Source organism: Seonamhaeicola sp. S2-3, assembly GCF_001971785.1.
In the GTDB taxonomy this organism is placed as follows: domain Bacteria; phylum Bacteroidota; class Bacteroidia; order Flavobacteriales; family Flavobacteriaceae; genus Seonamhaeicola.
The window spans coordinates 98,889-119,781 of sequence record NZ_CP019389.1; the positions used below are offsets into that span (position 1 = coordinate 98,889).

Below are 20,893 nucleotides of genomic sequence, written 5' to 3' on the forward strand. Positions count from 1 at the left end.
CAATCGTTAAATATATTATAAGTTATAAATAGCTTTTACCCCTTTAACCAAGCTTTTCTTAATGCTTTTTGAGCATCTGTAGCATCAGCTTTTTCAACAATAGCTTTACCTGTTGTATAAGATTTTGTGGTAGTTGTTTTAATAACTACTTCTTCTCCATTTCTATCTAATTTAATCTCTACATCCATACCAGGTTTCCACATAAAAACATCTTGTAAAACTTTATTGGCGTTTTGTAAGGTTAAATCTGTACCATTAATGGTTTTAATAACATCATTAGGCAATGCGCCATTTTCTGCCCAAAAACTATTTTTTAATACTTTATCTGTAAAGAAAATTGTTCCTTTTTCTGGATCTCCACCAACAATAGGAGCTCCATCCATTAAAATGTAATTGGTTTCTACTTTACCTTCGCCTATTTCTAAACCTACTTTTTCTAAAAACTTATTGTAATTAATAGGGATGTCTCCTATAACATGTGTATCAAAGAAATCGGCTAAAGATGGGTAGGTCATAGCTACAATTTCATCTATTAATTTATCATCTTCAAAAGGTTTATTTTTACCGTATTTATTTGATAATTCTTTCATTAAACTTAGAATACCTCTGTTTCCGTTGCTTCCTTCTCTAATTAAAATATCAACACACATACCTATTAAAGCTCCTTTTTGGTATACATTTAAGTATTGATCTTTATAAGGCTCTTTAAGTACATTTTCACTCATAATAGTGAAACTCATAGCATCATTCATTTGAGATGCTCTTTGAATTTTAGTCAATATTTTATTATAAAATGCTGCTTCATCAACCAACCCTTGGTTTACTTGAAATAAGGTTGCAAAATATTCTGTTACACCTTCATACATCCATAAATGTTTTGAAAATGTTGGGTTATTATAATCAAAATAGTGCACATCTTCAGAATGTACACTTAGTGGTGTTACAATATGAAAAAACTCATGAGACACTACATCTATCATACTTTCAGCTAGTGCTTCTTCTGAAATATCTTCTGGCATAACAACTACCGTTGATGTATGATGTTCTAAAGCACCAAAGCCTTTAGGAGAATCTTCTTTTTGTTCTGATAAATACACGTAAATATCATAACGCGGTGTAGAATTAATATCGCCCAAATATGTTTTTTGGGCTTTCATCATTTTATAAATGGTTTCTTTTAATGATTTTGCAGAGTGTAGTTTATTTGGAGAATACACACTTAAAACAATTTTAATATCACCTACTTGAAACTCTTCAACATCTAAATTACCATACATCATTGGGTTATCGGTAATATCAAAGTAGCGAGTAGCAAAATATGTTGTTGTTACATTTTCACCATCTTCACTGGTAGTAGAATTTACCTTTTGTAATGCCGATGTTCTTACAAAATCTGCTGGTGCTGTTACATTTACTTTATACTGATTGTTTTTTAAAGAATCAAAATATCCTATAAATCCATGTAAATTCAGCACAAAATTCTCGGGTTCTATATTAGTTCCTGCAGGAGAAAATGGTACTTTTTTGCCTATACCTCCTTCGGTTTCTTCATCATAAGTATCATTAACAAAGTAAGTGATTTTATCTAATGCTTTAGCATCTGTAATAGACCAAGAATTATCGTCTAACTTGGTAACAGGTATTTCTTCCCCTTTGTAATTGTAGGCTTTAACATTTTCAACATACTTACCAAAGTTACTAACCGCATAAGTGCCTGGTATTACTTTTGGTAATCTATAAGTAACGGTTTCTTGTGTAAACCTACCTGGATTAATGGTTACCGGCGCTTTATCATTTTGAACATTTGATAAATCAATAGTAGTTTCAATAGGTGAATTTATTGCTAAATCATTGGCAGCCTGTTTAGTTGTACTACAACTTGCCATTAAAATAACTGCAAAAATTGCAGCAAAAAATCTTTTATTCATTACATTGAGTTTATAGTTTTTTAAATGACGTGCAAAATACCATTATGTTACATTTTCAAGTCTTAAGGTTTTGTTAAAAGATAGTATATTCGCCCTATGCAAACACCATTAGTAAGTATTATAACACCCTTTAAAAATACAGAAGTTTATTTAAATGAATGCTTAAATTCTATTTTAAATCAAACATATACTAATTGGGAATTATTAATTATTGATGACCACTCAACAGATAATAGTTTTCAATTAGTAAAAGAATTTGCTTCAAAAGATACGCGTATTAAACTATTTAAAAACAATGGTAAAGGTATTATTGCTGCACTAAAATTAGCTTTTAAAAATAGCTCTGGCCAATTGATAACAAGAATGGATAGTGATGATATTATGCTACCCAACAAATTAGAGGTTCTAGCCAATAATTTAATACAATATGGAAAAAAACATGTTGCTGTAGGTTTAGTAGAATATTTTAGTAAACATGGTGTTGGCGAAGGTTATAAAACTTATGAAACTTGGCTTAACAACTTAACAAAAACAGGTAGCAATTACAATGAAATTTATAAAGAGTGTGTAATTCCGTCTCCTTCTTGGATGATTTACAGAGAAGATTTAATAGCTTGTGATGCTTTTAATCCAGATATCTATCCAGAGGACTACGATTTAACATTTAGGTTTTACAAGCACCAATTTAAATGTATTCCTTGTAATACCATAATTCATAAATGGCGCGATTACAGTACCAGAACATCACGCACACATATACATTATGCTCAAAATCATTTCACAGCTTTAAAAGTACATCACTATTTAGATATTGATTATAACAAAGCTAAAACACCAGTAATTTGGGGCGCAGGAACCAAAGGCAAACTAATGGCAAAATTATTTTTAGAACGAAACATTCCTTTTGAATGGATATGTGATAACCCCAATAAAATTGGAAGAGATATTTACGGTAAAAAACTTTTAAATTTTAATGCTCTAAAAAACATTAAAAACCCTCAAAGCCTTGTAACTGTGGCTAATAAAGAAGCCCAAAAAGACATTAAAAAATACTTAACAAGTTTAAATTTAAAACCTATAAAAGATTATATATTCTTTTGTTGAAAAAAATATGTAGTTTTGATAAATCTAAATAGGAATGCAGTTTAAAAACCCCGAACTTCTTTACGCTTTATTTTTACTATTAGTTCCTATTATTATTCATTTATTTCAATTAAGACGCTTTAAAAAAGAAGCATTTACCAATGTTGCTTTTTTAAAAGAAATAAAACAAAATTCCAGAAAAAGTTCTCAGATAAAAAAATGGCTAATTCTATGTACTAGGTTATTACTTTTATCGGCTATAATTTTGGCTTTTGCACAACCTTTTAGCTCTAAAAGCAACACTTTTAAAGTTGAAAAAGAAACCGTTATTTATATTGATAACTCTTTTAGTATGCAGGCTAAAGGAAGTCAAGGCGGATTACTAAAACGAGCTATACAAGATGTAATTAGTAATGCTCCTGAGAATGATAACATATCTGTTATAACAAACAATAGTACGTTTAAAAACACCACTATTAAAGCCATAAAGAATGATTTACTTCGGCTAGATTATACTCCTAATCAATTAAGTTTAGAATCTGCTTTCTTAAAATGCAAAACACTTTTTAGTAATAAAAAAGGGACTCTAAAAAACATGGTGTTTATTTCTGATTTTCAACAAAGAGCAGCTAATTTTAATCCGCAACTAGACTCTCTTACCAATCTAAGATTAGTAAAATTAGAGCCCATAAACACTAACAATGTTTCTATTGATACAGCTTTTGTTTCTCAAACCACACCTGCCAACCATGAGTTAAAAGTTGTATTAAAAAATAGTGGTACCCCCATTGAAAATATGCCCATATCATTATTTAATGAAGACACATTAATTGCAAAAACATCAGTAGAGATAACTAAAGAAGCAGAAACCACTTTTACAATTCCTACCAACAACATTATTAACGGAAAAATAATTATTGATGATACTGGCTTACAGTTTGATAATAGCTTGTTTTTTAATATAAATAACAAATCTAAAATTAACGTTTTAGCTGTTAATAACGGTGATGATACTTTTCTTAAAAAGATTTTTACAGCCGATGAGTTTAATCTAGTTTCTACGTCTAACAATGCTTTAAACTACAATATTATAGACCAACAACATTTAATTATTTTAAATGAACTTAAAACCATATCAAATGCAATGGTTTCGGCATTAAAACATTTTACATTACATGGTGGGTCTGTAATAGTTATTCCTTCTAAAACCATCAATTTACAATCATACAATTTACTTTTAGCAAACTATAATTCAAGTTTTAGCAATCAAATTTTAACAGAGAAAAGAATTACCACAATTAACTATGCACACCCTTTATATAAAAAAGGTGTTTTTGAAAAACAAGTGAACAATTTTCAATATCCAAAAGTGCTTAGTTTTTATGAAACAACTTCAAATAATTTCACCTCTGTTTTAAGTTATGAAGATGATAAACCTTTTCTTTTTCAAAACAAAAATGTATTTGTTTTTACTTCGGCCTTAAATACTAATAATTCTAATTTCAAAAATTCGCCTTTAATAGTACCTACACTTTATAATATTGCCAAACAAAGCTTTAAAACACCAGAGCTATACTATACCATTGGAAACAATAATGAATTTGAAGTAGAAACGCAATTACAACAAGATGATATTTTATCGCTTGTAAATAATGGTACTAGCATTATACCAAGACAAAAATACTTTAACAACAAAGTAATTATTAACACCTCTGAAACGCCTAATATTGCTAACATTTACGCTATTAAAAACAAAAACAAAACCATTAAAAATGTTAGCTATAATTACAACCGTAATGAGAGTAACTTAATATACCAAGACCTTTCAAATTTAGAAAATGTAACATTGAGTAATTCAATAGCCAATGTTTTTAATACCATAAAAAGTGATGCAAAAGTTAATGTTCTGTGGAAATGGTTTGTTATTTTTGCACTAGTATTATTAGTTATTGAAATGCTCATCTTAAAATACTTTAAATGAACATACTTATAAAATCTGCCACCATAATAGATTCAAAAAGTGAGTTTCACAATTTAACTCAAGATATTTTAATTGAAAACGGCACGATTTTAAAAATTGCAAAAAACATTAAAAACACTAACAACTACCAAGAAATAAAGTTAGAAAACTTACATATTTCTCAAGGTTGGTTTGATAGTAGTGTTTGTTTTGGAGAACCTGGTTTTGAAGAACGCGAAACCATTGAAAACGGACTAAAAACTGCTGCAGCATCAGGGTTTACCACCATTGCTTTAAACCCTAATACGCATCCAGTTTTAGACACTAATTCTGATATTACATTTGTTACTGCAAAAGCAAATAATAATGCAGTAACGGTATTACCAATTGGCGCCTTAACCATAGGTAGTAACGGTGTTGATTTAGCCGAAATTTACGATATGACTAATGCTGGGGCTGTAGCTTTTTATGATTACAAAAAGCCTATTAGTAACCCTAACCTAATGAAAATTGCGCTTCAATATGCCTCTAATTTTAACGGATTGGTATGCTCATTTCCACAAGAAAATAAAATTTCTGGTTTAGGTGTTATGAACGAAAATATAACTAGTACCAAATTAGGTTTAAAAGGAATACCGGCTTTAGCCGAAGAATTACAAGTTGCCAGAGATTTATTCTTGCTAGAATACACTGGTGGTAAACTGCATATTCCAACCATTTCAACCGCTAAATCTGTGGCATTAATCAGAGAAGCCAAAAAGAAAAAATTAGACATTACCTGTAGCGTTGCAATTCATAATTTGTGTTTTACAGATGATGTTTTAACAACTTTTGATTCAAATTATAAAGTACTACCTCCATTAAGAACTCAAACCGATATTGACGCTTTAATTGAAGGGGTTAAAGATGGTACTATAGATATGGTAACTAGTGACCATACCCCTATTGACATTGAAGAAAAGAAAGTAGAGTTTGATCATGCTAATTACGGAACCATAGGTTTAGAAAGTGCATTTGGAGCATTACAAACCATTTTCACCACTAAAAAAACTATAGATTTACTTACTAAAGGTAAACAACGTTTTGGTGTAAATTATTCACCTATAAATATTGGAGAAAAAGCCAACATAACACTTTTTAATCCAAATTCTAAATACACTTTTAATAAAAATCATATTTTATCCAAATCAAAAAATAGCATTTTCCAAGGAGCTAGTTTAAAAGGAAATGTTTACGGTATTATTTCAAACAATAAAGTGTCTTTAAATAATTAATACATGACTCAACAAGATATTAAAGAAGGTAAAGGATTAGCCATAGTAAGTTATTTAGCTCTTATAGGTATAATTATTGCTTATTTTTTAAATAATGACAAAAACAATCCGTTCACAGCCTTTCATTTAAGACAATCTATAGGCTTATGGCTTATGTTTCATCTTTTAGGCTTTGTTGTTAGTGGCTTTGATAATTGGGGCGTAACATCAGGATTTTATTTATTTTTTTGTGTTTTGTTTATTTATGGTTTAATAAACGCTATTATGGGTAAAGCTCAAACCGTTCCTATTTTAGGTGAGCTATTCCAAAAATGGTTTTCAAATATAGGACGATAAACAATGAACAACTCACTTTCTTTATTCCATATTACTAGACCTTCTGTTTTAAAAGAAAATGCACCTTTATTAATAATGATGCATGGATATGGTAGCGATGAAAACGATTTATTTTCGTTTGCTAGTGAATTACCTGATGATTTTTTTATTATTTCAGTAAGAGCTCCTTACCCCCTGTCTCCCTATGGAAATGCTTGGTATGCCATTAATTTCGATGCTGAAAAAGGTAAATGGAATGATAAAGAGCAAGCCGAAGCATCAAGAGATTTAATTGCTAAATTTATAGATGAAGCTACAGAAAACTATCCGGTAAATAAAAATAACGTAACACTTTTAGGTTTTAGTCAAGGTAGTATTTTAAGTTACGGAGTGGCCTTAAATTATCCTGAAAAAATTAAAAATATAGTGGCTTTAAGTGGTTATGTTTATCATGATATTCTTCCAAAAGATTTAGAAAATAGAGATTATTCAAATCTTAATTTTTATTGCTCCCATGGTAGTGTAGATCAAGTAATTCCTGTAGATTGGGCAAGACAAACCCCTACTTTTTTAAAAAGCTTAAATATTAAGCACCAATATTCTGAATTTCCTGTGGGGCATGGTGTAGCTCCTCAAAACTTTTTTGAATTTAAAAACTGGTTGTTAGAACGCATTTAACCTTCTATTCAAATCAATAACATCAACTTAATAAAACTGATTAAAATTATAAACAAAAGACCAACGCTTTCCACGTTGGTCTTTTGTTTATAAATGAATTAAAACTTAAGCGTTTTGTTTCTTAATTAAATTTAATGCTGAACCTTCTTTAAACCACTCTATTTGAGCATCGTTATATGAGTGATTTAATTTAATGATGTCTTTACTTCCATCAGCATGAACTACCTCTAAAGTTAATTGCTTGTCTGGAGCAAATTCGTTTAAATCTAAAAAGTTGAAGGTGTCATCTTCTTGAATTAAATCGTAATCATTTTCATTAGCAAAAGTTAAACCTAACATACCTTGCTTTTTAAGGTTTGTTTCGTGTATACGTGCAAACGACTTAACAATTACTGCTGCAACTCCTAAATGACGAGGTTGCATTGCAGCATGCTCTCTAGATGATCCTTCGCCATAGTTATGATCTCCAACTACAACTGTTTTTATACCTGCTTTTTTGTATTGGCGCTGTACATCTGGCACACCACCATACTCTCCAGTTAACTGATTTTTTACAAAGTTTGTTTGCTTATTAAAAGCGTTTACAGCACCAATTAATGTGTTGTTTGCTATATTATCTAAATGCCCCCTGTAACGTAACCAAGGTCCCGCCATAGAAATATGGTCGGTAGTACATTTACCAAAGGCTTTTATTAATAGTTTGGCTCCTGTAATAGAATCTCCTAGTGGTTCAAATGGTGTTAGTAACTGTAAACGTTCAGAATCTTCTTTAACCACAACATTTACATGACTACCATCTTCTTCTGGAGCCAAGTACCCGTTATCTTTTACTTCAAATCCTTTTGGTGGTAGCTCCCATCCTGTTGGTTCGTCTAACTTTACTTCTTCACCATTTTCATTAATTAAAGTATCAGTTAATGGATTAAAGTCTAAACGACCAGCAATGGCTATAGCCGCCGTTAATTCTGGAGATGCCACAAAAGCATGCGTATTTGGGTTTCCATCAGCACGTTTAGCAAAGTTTCGGTTAAACGAGTGTACAATGCTGTTTTTGGGTGCATTTTTAGGATCGCTGTACCTTGCCCATTGGCCAATACATGGACCACAAGCGTTGGTGAATATTTTAGCACCCAATTTTTCAAATACTTGAAGAATACCATCGCGTTCTGCGGTATAACGTACTTGTTCTGAACCTGGGTTAATACCAAACTCTGCTTTTGTTTTTAAGCCCTTATCTAAGGCTTGTTGAGCAATAGAAGAGGCTCTTGATAAATCCTCGTAAGATGAATTGGTACAAGACCCAATTAACCCCCACTCTACTTTTAATGGCCATCCATTTTCTGTTGCTTTTTTAGTCATATCCTTACCCACTTCAGTAGATAAGTCTGGGGTAAATGGTCCATTTAATAATGGGCCTAATTCTGACAGATTAATTTCTATAACTTGATCAAAATACTGTTCTGGATTTTCATACACCTCAGCATCGGCTGTTAAATAAGGAGCTACTTCATTGGCAGCATCTGCAATATCAGCTCTATCGGTGGCACGTAAATATCTATCCATAGATTCATCGTACCCAAAAGTAGATGTGGTTGCACCTATTTCGGCTCCCATATTACAAATGGTTCCTTTACCAGTACATGACATTGCCGTTGCTCCAGGTCCAAAATATTCTACAATAGCACCTGTTCCTCCTTTTACAGTAAGAATTTCTGCTACTTTTAAAATCACATCTTTTGGCGCCGTCCATCCTGATAGTTTACCTGTTAACTTTACCCCAATTAACTTAGGAAACTTAAGCTCCCAAGCCATACCAGCCATAACATCTACCGCATCGGCACCACCAACACCTATAGCTACCATACCTAAACCACCTGCATTTACGGTATGAGAATCTGTTCCAATCATCATACCTCCAGGAAATGCATAATTTTCTAATACCACTTGGTGAATGATACCTGCTCCTGGTTTCCAGAACCCAATACCATATTTATTAGATACAGATTCTAAGAAATTAAATACCTCGCTACTTACAGAATTGGCATGTCTTAAATCTTTTTCAGCACCATCTTTAGCTTGAATTAAGTGATCACAATGTACCGTTGTTGGTACAGCAACTTTACTTTTACCTGCTTGCATAAATTGCAATAAGGCCATTTGCGCTGTAGCGTCTTGACACGCAATTCTATCGGGAGCAAAATCCACATAATCTTTCCCTCTAGTGAAGGCTTTTGTTGGCGTACCATCCCAAAGGTGATTATATAATATTTTCTCAGATAATGTTAGTGGTTTCCCAACAATGTCTCGGGCGATATCTACGCGATTTTTCATTCTGTCGTAAACGCCTTTTATCATATCAATATCAAATGCCATAAGTGTGTATATTTTAAATTTTTAATAATTCAATTATAGGTTCACTAATATACGAAATTAGAATACCGTTTAAAAAGTAAAAATATAGACTTGTCTTATAACGAGTTAATTTAAATCTATACTTGCCATTTTGAGTCGTCCTAAAATAGGTTGACAGTTTTTATAAATTAAATTAAACCTGAGAATTTAACTTCTCAGGTTTTTTGTTGTGTATAAAGTTAGGTGTTTTCATGTTAAGGCTCAAATGCGGTCTTTTATTGTTATAAGTTTCTATAGATTCTTTGATTAACCGTTCAAGCTCTCTTCCATTATTGCACTTATAAATTAAGAACTCTTGTTTTAAAATTCCATTAATGCGCTCTGCTAATGCGTTTTGGTAGCAATCATAACCATCTGTCATTGATGGTATTACGTTGTTTTCCCTTAAAGCCTTTTGATAGACAAAAGCACAATACTGTAGTCCACGATCAGAATGATGGATAATTTCATTATTTGTATCTCTTTTCTTTATGGCCATATTAAAAGCTTTGACTACATTTTTTGCACTCATATCATCACTTAATTGATATCCAACTATTTTTCTACTATAAGCATCTGTTACCAAAGATAAATAATGTGTTTTTTCTCTGCTTTTTATGTAGGTAATATCACTTACAAACACATGTTCTGGCCTATTAGGTTGGATGTCTTTTAGTAGGTTAGGGTGCTTTTTAAGCCAATGTTTTGAGTTTGTGGTTTTGGTATAGTTTTTCTTTGGTGTTATTAATAAATGTTCTGTTTTTAAATAAGCAAATAAGGCATCTCTCCCTATTTTTATTTGATGTTTATCAAACTCTGGCTTTAGCAAGTAGTAGAGTTTACGTGTACCCAGTCTTGGCATATCTCTACGAATAACAAGTACTAAGGATTTTATCTTTGAGAGTTCTTTGATACGTGCTTCTTTACGTTTTTGAGCTTGATAAACAGCTTGTCTACTTATCCCTAACAATCTACATGAGTGCGCAATGGCTACTTGCTTGTCTTGTTTGATGATTTGGATTGTTGGGATAAAAGCTTTTTTCTAATAGAAGTACCAAATTGTTTGTCTGATACATCTATCATTGTATTGAGCAATAAGTTCTTTAATCGCTCATCTTCTAGTTCTCGTTCTAAACGCTTTATCCTTTGGGCTGGTGTTTCTTTTTCTTTAGGCAAATTATTAAAGTTTGGTTTACTCCAATCTAAAGTACCATATTTTCTTAACCATACCAAAACGGTACTCCTGCCTTGGATACCATAAGCTTTTTGAATCTGTTTGTATGTGTAGTTGCCTTTTTCTACTTCGGACACCAAGGCTAATTTAAAGCCTAAATTGTAATCTCGTTGTGTGCGCTTAAATCGCTTGTGTTCTTTATTTTTCATAATAAGTCGATTTTGTGTCAACTTATTTTAGGACGGGACATTTTGAAGTAAAAAAGCCCAAGTTGAAAAACCCGAGCTTTATATTTATTATGTGTTTATTGTTAAATTACTGCAATACAAGTTCTTTTTGTGATGGCTTAAACTTGGTAAGTACAATGCCTTCTACAGCAGCTTCATATTCTTCCATAGTTGGTGTTCTACCTAATATTGTAGATAATACAACAACTGGTGTAGATGATAATAAAGATTCTCCTTTTTTACCATCGGTATCTTTTACCACACGTCCTTGGAATAAACGTGTTGATGTTGCCATAACCGTATCTCCTGGTTCTGCCTTTTCTTGGTTACCCATACATAGGTTACAACCAGGACGCTCTAAGTACAATTTGTTTTCGTATTTTGTACGTGCTACTGCCTTTGGATTGTTATCATCAAATACAAAACCTGCATATTTTTCTAGTATTTCCCAATCGCCTTCTGCTTTTAATTCGTCTACAATATTATAGGTTGGAGGCGCAACTACTAATGGCGCTTTAAACTCAACTTTGCCTTGTTGTGCTTCAATGTTTTTTAACATTTTAGCTAATATTTGCATATCGCCTTTATGAATCATACACGACCCGATAAATCCTAAATCTACTTGTTTAGTACCACCGTAGTAAGATAACGGACGAATTGTATCGTGGGTATAACGCTTAGATACATCTTCGTTATTTACATCAGGATCGGCAATCATTGGTTCAGCAATTTCATCTAAATCAATAACAACTTCAGCATAATATTTTGCATCAGCATCAGGTTTTAACGCTGGTTTAATACCTGTTTTTAACTCTTCAATTCTCTTATTTGCTTTATCAACTAAACCTTGAAGCATTTGCTTTTCGTTATCCATACCTTTTTTAATCATGATTTGGATACGGTCTCTAGCAATTTCTAAAGATTCAATAAGTGTTTCTTCTTCAGAAATACAGATAGATGCTTTAGCTTTCATCTCAGCAGTCCAATCTGTAAATGTAAAGGCTTGATCTGACGTTAAAGTTCCAATATGTACTTCAATTACACGACCTTGGAATACGTTTTCACCATCAAATTGCTTTAACATTTGTTGTTGTGTAGCATGTACTACATCTCGGAAATCCATGAAGCTTCTCATTTGACCTTTAAAGGTTACTTTAACCGATTCTGGAATAGGCATGGTAGCTTCACCCGTTGCTAAAGCTAAGGCCACAGTTCCTGAATCTGCTCCAAACGCAACACCTTTAGACATACGAGTATGAGAATCTCCACCAATAATGATATCCCAATCATCTACAGTAAGATCATTTAATACTTTATGAATTACATCGGTCATGGCGTGATATTGCCCTTTTGGGTCACGTCCTGTAATTAATCCGAAATCGTTCATAAACTTCATTAATCTTGGAATGTTGGCTTTAGACTTATCATCCCAAACAGAAGCAGTATGACACCCTGACTGATACCCTGCATCTACAATAGGAGAAATAATGGTTGCTGCCATCATTTCTAATTCCTGAGACGTCATTAACCCTGTAGTATCTTGAGAGCCTACAATGTTAACTTCTACACGTACATTAGAACCTGCATGTAATGTTTTACCTGGTGTATTACCAACAGCATTTTTGTTGAAGATTTTTTCAACCGCCGTTAAACCTTGTCCTTCAATAGAAATTTCTTTTGAAGGTGCATAAACTTGAGGGATATCAATTCCTAAAATTTTACAAGCTAATGTTTGTAATTTTTTACCAAATACCACCGCATAAGAACCTCCAGCTCTAATGAACTCCATTTTTTGAGGCGTTAATGCATCAGAAATATCTTTTAACTCTTTATCTCCGTTATATAACTTTTTCTTTTTAGTATTTATGGTAAGTACTGTACCTGTAGCAACAGAGTAAACTTCTTTTAAAATTGGTTCTCCTTCTTCATCAACGATAGTATTACCATTTTCATCTTTTTGTTGTACCCAGTTTTTTAAATCGATACCAATACCACCTGTTACTCCAACAGTAGTTAAGAAAATTGGAGCAATACCGTTTGTACCTGCAATTACTGGTGCAATATTTATAAATGGTACATATGGTGATGATGGAATACCTGTCCAAAGTGCAACATTGTTTACACCAGACATTCTTGAAGATCCTACACCCATAGTACCTTTTTCTGCAATTAGCATAACGCGTTTATCTGGGTGTTGCTCTTTTAATGCTAGTACTTCTTGTTGCATTTTTTTATTATGCTCAAAAATACATTGCCCATGTAATTCTCTATCAGATCTTGAGTGTGCATCGGCTCCAGGCGATAATAAATCGGTGGAAATATCACCTACTCCAGCAATATATGTTACTACTTTTATTTCTTCTTCAACCTCTGGTAATTTTGTAAAGAACTCTGCTTGTGCGTAGCTTTCTAATAATTCTTTTGCAATAGCACTTCCTTCTTTATATGCATTTTCTATACGCTCCATATCTGCTTCGTATAAAAACACTTGTGTTTTTAACACTTTAGCGGCATCGGCTGCAATAGAGGCATCTTCACCTAATGCTAAGTCTAACAGCACCTTAATTGAAGGCCCTCCTTTCATATGTGATAATTGCTCAAAAGCAAATGCGGGTGAAATTTCTGGAACAACAGATTCACCAAGGATAATTTCTTTTAAAAACTTTGCTTTTACACCTGCGGCACTGGTGGTACCTGGCAAGGTGTTGTAAATAAAGAATTTTAGAGAATCTTCTCTATATTTATTGTCTGAATCTTTTATTTGCGAAATAATTTCACTTAATAATTCAGCTCCATCAATTGGCTTAGGGTGTAATCCTTGAGCTTTCCTTTCTTCAATTTCCTTGATGTAATCGGTATAGTTCATAAATTAAATTTTTCAATATCTAAATGAGTATAACAGTAAAATTACAATGAACACAAGTTGCATTTATTTACTATAAAAAGTTATTTTACTATTATAATAAGTTTTAGTTGTTTTTTTATTTCAAAAAGCAGCGCAAAATACGAAATTAATGTAAAGATTTTAAAAATAACGTAAGTATTGCTATCGCTTAATATACGTTTTAATTAATGTGATATTTTTAAATAAAATGATTGTAATATTTTCAAAATATTATAATGAAAAATACAAATGTATTAATAGTTAATCTTAAAAGATTTAAAATAAACTTGTTATTATCTGATTTTCTGAAATACCCTCAGCTTCGGCTTTATAATTTTTTATAATTCTATGGCGTAGAATACTGTAAGCTACGGCTTGTACATCTTCAATATCTGGTGAGAATTTACCATGAATGGCAGCGTGTGTTTTTGCTGCTAAAATTAGATTTTGAGATGCTCTAGGGCCTGCTCCCCAATCTATATATTGTTTTACTAAATCTGCAGCCGACTCACTATTTGGTCTAGTTTTACCAACCATAGACACCGCATATTCAATAACATTGTCTGCCACAGGTATGCGACGAATGACATGCTGATATTTTAGGATTTCCTCGGCAGAGAATAATGCGTTTACTAGTGCTTTTTCATCGTTTGTTGTTGCTTTAACCACCGCAACTTCTTCAGAAAATGTTGGGTAATCTAAATTTATGGCAAACATAAAACGGTCTAACTGCGCTTCTGGTAATGGGTATGTTCCTTCTTGCTCTATAGGATTTTGAGTTGCCAATACAAAGTATGGTAAATTTAGTTTATAGTGATGACCAGCAACGGTAACAGCACGCTCTTGCATTGCTTCTAATAGAGCTGCCTGAGTTTTTGGTGGTGTTCTGTTAATTTCATCGGCAAGAATAATATTAGCAAAAATAGGGCCTTTAACAAATTTAAAGTGACGGTCTTCATCTAAAATTTCGCTTCCTAAAATATCACTTGGCATTAAATCTGGTGTAAACTGTATGCGTTTAAAATCTAGTCCTAATGCCTGGGCTATAGTATTTACCATTAATGTTTTTGCTAACCCTGGAACTCCAATTAGTAAGGAATGACCACCAGAAAAAACAGAAATTAATATTTGATTAACAACATCATCTTGCCCAACAATGACTTTGGCAATTTCTACTTTTAACTGATTATATTTTTTTACAAACTGTTCTATAGCAGCTACATCAGACATATTTTTACTTTTTTAACCAGTTACTTGTGTATTCACAGTCTCTATATTTTCCACTAATTTTTATGTAAGTGTCCATTATTTTTTCTGATTGCCATTTTTCAATAGCTCGTAACTGCTTTTCTTTTAAGGCTAATTCTTTAATTTTAAGGAAATCTCTAGCATAGTCTGCTGTGTGTTCATCAATTCTATCTGTAACCATTAAAATTTTAAATTTCACATTGCCTTTGTTATCTTCATCTTTGAGAACTAAACTTACTTCGCCATCTTTTAAATTTTGAATTTGTGCATACAAACTAGGATCCATTCTTGTAAGTTCAAAATTATAATCCTGGGTTTCTGGGTTTATTAATTGTCCGCCATCATTTTTAGTTTCTTTTTCATCACTAGCTTCTCTAGCTGCTTCTGCAAAAGTTATATCACCATCAACAATTCGTTGTCTCACTTTTTCTAATCTTTCTTTTGCTTCCTGTATTGCCTCTGCCGACACTTTTGGTTTTAATAATATATGGCTTACATCATATTGTTGTCCTCTAATTTTTTGGCAATATACTATATGGTAACCAAAATCTGTTTTAAATGGCTCTGATACTTCACCTTCTTGAAGAGCAAAAGCGGCTTGCCTGAACTCTTTAACCATTCTTGGTTTTTTTCTATCTAATGTGTAAACGTAACCAGACTGTTTTAACCCTGGATCTTCACCATAGAGTACTACCTTAGACCTGAAACTAGCACCATTTTCTAAGACATCTCTTCTAAACTCATTTAATCTATTTATAATTCTTTGCTCTTCTTCTTCACTTACTTTAGGTTCTGCAACAATTTGCGCTACTTTTAATTCGGTACCAAAAACAGGTCTTTTATCTACTGGTATCTTATTAAAATACTCACGGACTTCTTCTGGAGTGATTTCTACCTCTTCAATAATTTTTGCTTGCATTTTAGAGGCTAATTGATTGCTTTTGTTTATCTCAAACATTTCATCTCTAAAACTTTCTTCATCATCTTTTCTATAATAGGCTAATAATTTTTCCATTGAGCCATTAAAATATTGCAAAAACTGCTGAATTTGGTAATCTACTTGTTGCCTAATTTCGGCATCTGACACTTGAATACTGTCTTGTATAGCGTGGTGTGCATAGAGTTTACTTTCTAATTTAGCTCCCATTAACTCACAATCTGTAACACCTTCTACGTTACCACCTGCGGCTTTAATTTGTTCTCTTTCTTTTGGAATATCAGATTCTAAAATAATGTAATCTCCTACCACTGCTGCTACCCCATCTACTTTTATAGCATTAAATGTATTAGAAGTAGTGTCTTTTACTTGAGAAGATTTTACTTCTTTTGGTTTATCATCAATAATTTCTTGTGCAGTTAAAATGTTTGCTGCAAAAAGGCTGATTAATAAAACACTTGCTAACTTTAAATTATTTATAAATTTCAAATTGTTTGTTTTTAATAGCATCTTTAATAATATCTTTTTCTAATTGCCTAATAAGTTCTAATTTCCTTTTATTAATGACTATTTGATCTATTGTAGGCTTTACATATTCTAACGGTGCTGTGTTGTTTCTTAGGAGCACATCGTTAATTTGCATCAAATATACTCCTAATGAATCTTTGAGTTGCACAAAATTAGATTTTTTTAACAGTTCATTTTTGTTTTCTGGAGTTACTACAGGAATTTTTTCTATAACCTGACTTAATTTTATCCAAATAGAATCGTTTAATGAATAGGAATTAAACTGAATAGAAATAGAGTCTAACTCTTTTTTATCTTCATCATTAAAACGTTTAAACCGTTCTTTTATATCATCATAATTGATGATTTTTTCATCAACATTAATGTATCTAAATTTTATAAGTTCTTCATTTAGTTTAAATGCCTCTTTATTGTTATTGTAATACTCTTGTGCTTCATCTTTAGTAACAACAGTATCAATACTCCTTTTTACTAAGGCTTCAATATAAGCTTTGGTATATAAATCGTTTTTATATTGATTTACTAGTTTATTAAAGCTTTCTTGTTTTGATTGGCTTAAATTCATCATTGCGCCATCCATAAACAATTGTTGTGTTGCCCATTTGTTAATAAAATTTTGAACAATAAGTGTACTATCTTGTACACTGGTATCTTCATTTATCAAGTCTTTTATATCATCGTAATATAAATAAGACTCGTTAACTCTAGCTACAGCGGTTTTTTCATCGGGCTTTTTTAAATACTCACATGATACCAGCGTAACAAATACAATTATTATAATTAATTTTAAACGCACCTTTTTTATTTTTCTATTTGAGATTTCACCTTTTTAAGGGCGTCTTTATTAACAACAACCTTATATTTTTCTTTTAAAGAATTTATCCAATTTTCTTCTTTATAGGTTTGATAATCGCTAATAACAAGACCTTTGGCTTCTTCAAAAGTTTTTTGGGCTTGTGGTATGATTTTTTTAACCTTTGCCACCACATAACCACCGTTATGTTTATATATATTAGAAACTCCTACCTTAAAAGGAAAGCCTTCTGGTAGTGCTTTATTGGAAGCATCCATAATTTCTGAAGTAAAAATTACTTCAACTTTATTATTGGTATTTATTAAGTTTTTAATATTATCAACACTCATTTCTTCCTCTAGCAGTTTAGACACTTTTTTAAGTGTTTTCTTTTTTGCCGAAGCAGCCACCACAGCATCTATTTGTTCTGGTATAACGTACTTACTTTTATTAGTCTCATAGTAATTTCTTATATCTATAGAGTCTGTTTCAGAAGCATTCCAAATGGTATTTTCCATTAAATCGAATAATAATAAACCGTCTCTATATTCTGCTAATATATTGGCAAAATCTTCATTTTCGGTTTCTAAATTTGCTTCTTTGTATTGTACTAAACTTTCATTTATAAATTCTTCATACCTCTCTTTTGTAAAAGCTTTTAAAGGTTTTTTATATATTCTTCCTTTTTGCTTTTCTAATAAATAGTCTCCAAAATCTTGATAGGTAAATTGTTTTGTTCCTATTTTTACCAAAGGTTCATTAGCTGTAAAATCTTGTGGTAATTTCCAAGTTCTTTTAAAATAGTTATCATTTAAAATAGATGAAAAATAACTCAATGCAGCTTTATTTTTACTTACATTATATTGTTTTTTAAGAGTACTGTATAAAGCTTCATCTATTAGTTTAGAACGGTCATCGCGTTTTATCTTAGCTTCTAGTTCTCCCTTCATATCTTCAAAAGGAGGTATTAACTTTTTGTTTAGCAACTTAACTATATGCCATCCGTATGCCGATTGAAATGGTTTAGATACATCACCTACATTTTCTAAACTAAAAGCTACTTCTTCAAATTTTTGAGCTCTTAATTGTCCTCCAGAAAACGGTGCTAGCTCCCCTCCTTTTGAAGCAGAACTTTTGTCGTCTGAAAATTGTTTAGCCAAATCTTCAAAAGCTTCTCCTTGTTGCAATTTACTGTAAATTTCTTGTATTCTAACTTCTGGATTGCTTAATGTATCATCTTTCTTTTTAACAACCATTATATGAGCAACAGTACGCTCTCCTCTAGATTTTCTCTTATCTAAAACATTAACTATATGATAGCCAAAACGCGTTCTAAATGGTTTAGAAATTTCTCCTACGGGCGTATTATAAGCTGCCGTTTCAAAACTATATACCATTTTAAAACCAGAAAAATAACCTAACTCTTCGCCAAATATTGTTTTACCATCATGTACTTCTTTTCTAACCTTATCAAAACCTTCTTTTAAAGCCCTTTCTCTTAATTTAACCAATTTATTGTATGCCAATAGCGTATCTCTAGGGTTGGCGTTTTGTGGTATTTTAATTAAAATATGATTGGCTTTTATATCATATGATACACGCTCATAAGCTTCTTCTATTAAAGCATTTGTAACCTTAACATCCTTCATGTAACTCTTTGCCAACTGTTTTTTGTAGGTTTCTAACTCTTTTTTATAGGTTGGCTTTTCATGAAGTCCTAAACTTTTAGCTTCTTTTAGCTTTAATTTGTAATTGGTAAAAAGTTTAAGATACTCATCTATATCTCGTTGAGATTCATCTTGAACTAAATCTAAATTTTTATTGTAAACCCTTAAAAATTCTGTTACGGTAACAGGATCATTATCAACCCAGAAAAGCGTTTCATTTTGAGATGATTGTGCATTAATTACTGTAATAAAAAGAACGAATACAGAAGTTAATAAATTACTAATTTTCATGGATTAAAATTTATGTAAGTGGCTACAAAAATACTAATATAAAGCTATTATGCAAGCGGTTTAACAATGCATTAATATTATACTTTTAACTGATTTTTTTAGTTGATATTGTTTTTAAGGTTTCATTATTTTATTTAAGTATTATTTACGTTACTTTACTTTAATTTTCAACTAACTTTATTTACTATGAGAAAATATGTTTGAACGAAAACCCCAAAAGTCATCAAATTTTATAAAAAATAAATTCACCTATTTAATAAACTCCTTTTTAACCTTAGTAATGATAAATTAGAATTAAAAAAGAAAAACCAGTAACTTAAATACACCATCAAAATTCACAATTTACATCACTAAGCCTAAAATTCAAATAAATTTATCTCATAATTAACTGTTACACGAGGCTCATTAAAAACTTCATTCTAATCATAATCACAATTAAATTATCTTTGCCCAATATAAAAAACTACAATGCGTATAGACATCATTACCGTTTTACCAGAATTACTTAAAAGTCCGTTTGAAGCCTCTATTTTAAAACGTGCTATTGAAGCTAATTTAGTTGAAGTTCATTTTCATAACTTAAGAGATTACACTACAGATAATTACAAAACCATTGATGATTATCAATTTGGTGGTGGCGCAGGTATGGTTATGATGATTGAGCCAATAGACAAATGTATTTCTGCTTTAAAAGCTGAAAGAGATTACGACGAAATAATATACATGACGCCCGATGGTGACACCCTAAACCAAGGTATTGCCAACCAATTATCATTAAAAGAAAACATTATTATTTTATGTGGTCATTATAAAGGTGTAGACCAACGGGTTCGCGATCATTTTATAACTAAAGAAATATCAATAGGAGATTATGTGCTGTCTGGTGGCGAATTAGGAGCTGCTGTACTTTGTGATGCTGTTATTAGGCTAATACCAGGCGTTTTAGGCAATGAAACTTCTGCTTTAACAGATTCTTTTCAAGATAATTTGTTAGCACCACCAATTTATACACGCCCAAGAGAATATAAAGGTTGGCAAGTACCTGAAATATTGTTTAGCGGCAACTTTCCTGAAATTGAAAAATGGCGTGAAGACAAAGCCTATGAACGCACTAAACAACGCAGACCAGACTTACTTAAAGATTAATTAATATGGAAAATTTAGACAGCATTCAGTATCAATTTTTAATGACAGGAATTATTAGCGGAATTGTTCATGTAATTATTTTTATAGCATCAATAATTTTAATTTACAAAAAAAGAACAATTGCCACAGCAATCTTACTTACAGGAAGTGTACTTAGCTTAATTAGCTATTTTGGTAGTTTTGCACTAAATATTTGGGCTGCTAGAATTAGTTCTAAACTCATGATTAAAACGCAAATAACCATGTCATTTTTTCAAGGTTTCTCGTTTTTAATATTTGGCGTTGGTTTACTACTTTTAGCTATTAATAACTTTAAAAAACAGTAAACCAACCAGTTGAAGAGAACAAATTTATACCGTACAAAAAAAG

General features: G+C 31.6%; 15 protein-coding genes. 7 read left to right on the plus strand and 8 right to left on the minus strand.

What is annotated here, in order from left to right; all coding sequences use genetic code 11:
- Positions 1–35: 35 nt before the first annotated feature.
- The gene (locus tag BWZ22_RS00480) at positions 36–1,928 is read right to left on the minus strand and encodes a peptidase M61 (protein ID WP_076697100.1); all 1,893 of its coding nucleotides are present in this window, start codon (positions 1,926–1,928) and stop codon (positions 36–38) included.
- A 96-nt stretch (positions 1,929–2,024) separates the two neighbouring features.
- Between BWZ22_RS00480 and BWZ22_RS00485 the strand changes: the two genes are divergently transcribed.
- Genes BWZ22_RS00485 through BWZ22_RS00505 form a run of 5 tightly spaced genes read left to right on the plus strand, consistent with a single transcriptional unit; the run spans position 2,025 to position 7,238 of the window.
- Positions 2,025–3,032 (plus strand): glycosyltransferase family 2 protein, encoded by a 1,008-nt coding sequence (locus BWZ22_RS00485; RefSeq protein WP_076697102.1) that lies wholly within the window; start codon positions 2,025–2,027, stop codon positions 3,030–3,032.
- Between the two features lie 34 nt (positions 3,033–3,066).
- Complete coding sequence (locus BWZ22_RS00490) at positions 3,067–4,992, plus strand: BatA and WFA domain-containing protein (protein ID WP_076697104.1); 1,926 nt, start codon at positions 3,067–3,069, stop codon at positions 4,990–4,992.
- Positions 4,989–6,245 (plus strand): dihydroorotase family protein, encoded by a 1,257-nt coding sequence (locus tag BWZ22_RS00495; RefSeq protein ID WP_076697106.1) that lies wholly within the window; start codon positions 4,989–4,991, stop codon positions 6,243–6,245. The genes BWZ22_RS00490 and BWZ22_RS00495 overlap by 4 nt, the downstream gene beginning before the upstream one ends.
- A gap of 3 nt (positions 6,246–6,248) precedes the next feature.
- On the plus strand, positions 6,249–6,581 hold the full coding sequence (locus tag BWZ22_RS00500; RefSeq protein ID WP_076697108.1) for a hypothetical protein: 333 nt from the start codon (positions 6,249–6,251) through the stop codon (positions 6,579–6,581).
- Between the two features lie 3 nt (positions 6,582–6,584).
- On the plus strand, positions 6,585–7,238 hold the full coding sequence (locus tag BWZ22_RS00505; RefSeq protein WP_076697110.1) for an alpha/beta hydrolase: 654 nt from the start codon (positions 6,585–6,587) through the stop codon (positions 7,236–7,238).
- A gap of 105 nt (positions 7,239–7,343) precedes the next feature.
- Here BWZ22_RS00505 and BWZ22_RS00510 read toward each other — a convergent pair whose 3' ends face one another.
- From BWZ22_RS00510 to BWZ22_RS00545, 7 genes are all read right to left on the minus strand, one after another.
- Positions 7,344–9,611 (minus strand): aconitate hydratase, encoded by a 2,268-nt coding sequence (locus BWZ22_RS00510; protein ID WP_076697112.1) that lies wholly within the window; start codon positions 9,609–9,611, stop codon positions 7,344–7,346.
- Between the two features lie 172 nt (positions 9,612–9,783).
- Positions 9,784–11,012 (minus strand): IS3 family transposase gene (locus BWZ22_RS00515; RefSeq protein ID WP_371326805.1). Its coding sequence is split into 2 segments (ribosomal slippage): positions 9,784–10,652 and positions 10,652–11,012, totalling 1,230 coding nucleotides; the frame shifts between segments, so codons are not numbered across the junction.
- Positions 11,013–11,118: 106 nt separating this feature from the next.
- Positions 11,119–13,896 (minus strand): bifunctional aconitate hydratase 2/2-methylisocitrate dehydratase, encoded by a 2,778-nt coding sequence (locus BWZ22_RS00525; protein ID WP_076697119.1) that lies wholly within the window; start codon positions 13,894–13,896, stop codon positions 11,119–11,121.
- 294 nt (positions 13,897–14,190) lie between these two features.
- A complete protein-coding gene (locus BWZ22_RS00530) occupies positions 14,191–15,144 on the minus strand; it encodes a MoxR family ATPase (protein ID WP_076697120.1) in 954 nt (317 codons plus the stop codon).
- A gap of 4 nt (positions 15,145–15,148) precedes the next feature.
- Positions 15,149–16,609, minus strand: coding sequence for a peptidylprolyl isomerase (locus BWZ22_RS00535; protein WP_076697123.1), 1,461 nt, complete (start codon positions 16,607–16,609; stop codon positions 15,149–15,151).
- Entirely contained in the window at positions 16,572–17,423 is an 852-nt protein-coding gene (locus tag BWZ22_RS00540; RefSeq protein ID WP_076697125.1) for a peptidylprolyl isomerase, read from the minus strand. The genes BWZ22_RS00535 and BWZ22_RS00540 overlap by 38 nt, the downstream gene beginning before the upstream one ends.
- Before the next feature lie 5 nt (positions 17,424–17,428).
- The gene (locus BWZ22_RS00545) at positions 17,429–19,378 is read right to left on the minus strand and encodes a peptidylprolyl isomerase (RefSeq protein ID WP_076697128.1); all 1,950 of its coding nucleotides are present in this window, start codon (positions 19,376–19,378) and stop codon (positions 17,429–17,431) included.
- 468 nt (positions 19,379–19,846) lie between these two features.
- Between BWZ22_RS00545 and trmD the strand changes: the two genes are divergently transcribed.
- Together trmD and BWZ22_RS00555 are read left to right on the plus strand one after the other, a co-directional pair.
- Positions 19,847–20,524, plus strand: coding sequence for a tRNA (guanosine(37)-N1)-methyltransferase TrmD (gene trmD / locus BWZ22_RS00550; RefSeq protein WP_076697130.1), 678 nt, complete (start codon positions 19,847–19,849; stop codon positions 20,522–20,524).
- A gap of 5 nt (positions 20,525–20,529) precedes the next feature.
- On the plus strand, positions 20,530–20,850 hold the full coding sequence (locus BWZ22_RS00555) for a hypothetical protein (RefSeq protein WP_076697133.1): 321 nt from the start codon (positions 20,530–20,532) through the stop codon (positions 20,848–20,850).
- Positions 20,851–20,893: the final 43 nt, after the last annotated feature.

Bases quoted from the DNA above. Each gene is read 5' to 3' on its own strand.
- BWZ22_RS00490 (WP_076697104.1), top strand. From the start codon at position 3,067: ATGCAGTTTAAAAACCCCGAACTTCTTTACGCTTTATTTTTACTATTA.
- BWZ22_RS00525 (WP_076697119.1), bottom strand. From the start codon at position 13,896: ATGAACTATACCGATTACATCAAGGAAATTGAAGAAAGGAAAGCTCAA.
- trmD (WP_076697130.1), top strand. From the start codon at position 19,847: ATGCGTATAGACATCATTACCGTTTTACCAGAATTACTTAAAAGTCCG.
- BWZ22_RS00485 (WP_076697102.1), top strand. From the start codon at position 2,025: ATGCAAACACCATTAGTAAGTATTATAACACCCTTTAAAAATACAGAA.
- BWZ22_RS00500 (WP_076697108.1), top strand. From the start codon at position 6,249: ATGACTCAACAAGATATTAAAGAAGGTAAAGGATTAGCCATAGTAAGT.
- BWZ22_RS00530 (WP_076697120.1), bottom strand. From the start codon at position 15,144: ATGTCTGATGTAGCTGCTATAGAACAGTTTGTAAAAAAATATAATCAG.
- BWZ22_RS00505 (WP_076697110.1), top strand. From the start codon at position 6,585: ATGAACAACTCACTTTCTTTATTCCATATTACTAGACCTTCTGTTTTA.
- BWZ22_RS00510 (WP_076697112.1), bottom strand. From the start codon at position 9,611: ATGGCATTTGATATTGATATGATAAAAGGCGTTTACGACAGAATGAAA.
- BWZ22_RS00535 (WP_076697123.1), bottom strand. From the start codon at position 16,609: ATGCTATTAAAAACAAACAATTTGAAATTTATAAATAATTTAAAGTTA.
- BWZ22_RS00555 (WP_076697133.1), top strand. From the start codon at position 20,530: ATGGAAAATTTAGACAGCATTCAGTATCAATTTTTAATGACAGGAATT.
- BWZ22_RS00480 (WP_076697100.1), bottom strand. From the start codon at position 1,928: ATGAATAAAAGATTTTTTGCTGCAATTTTTGCAGTTATTTTAATGGCA.
- BWZ22_RS00495 (WP_076697106.1), top strand. From the start codon at position 4,989: ATGAACATACTTATAAAATCTGCCACCATAATAGATTCAAAAAGTGAG.
- BWZ22_RS00545 (WP_076697128.1), bottom strand. From the start codon at position 19,378: ATGAAAATTAGTAATTTATTAACTTCTGTATTCGTTCTTTTTATTACA.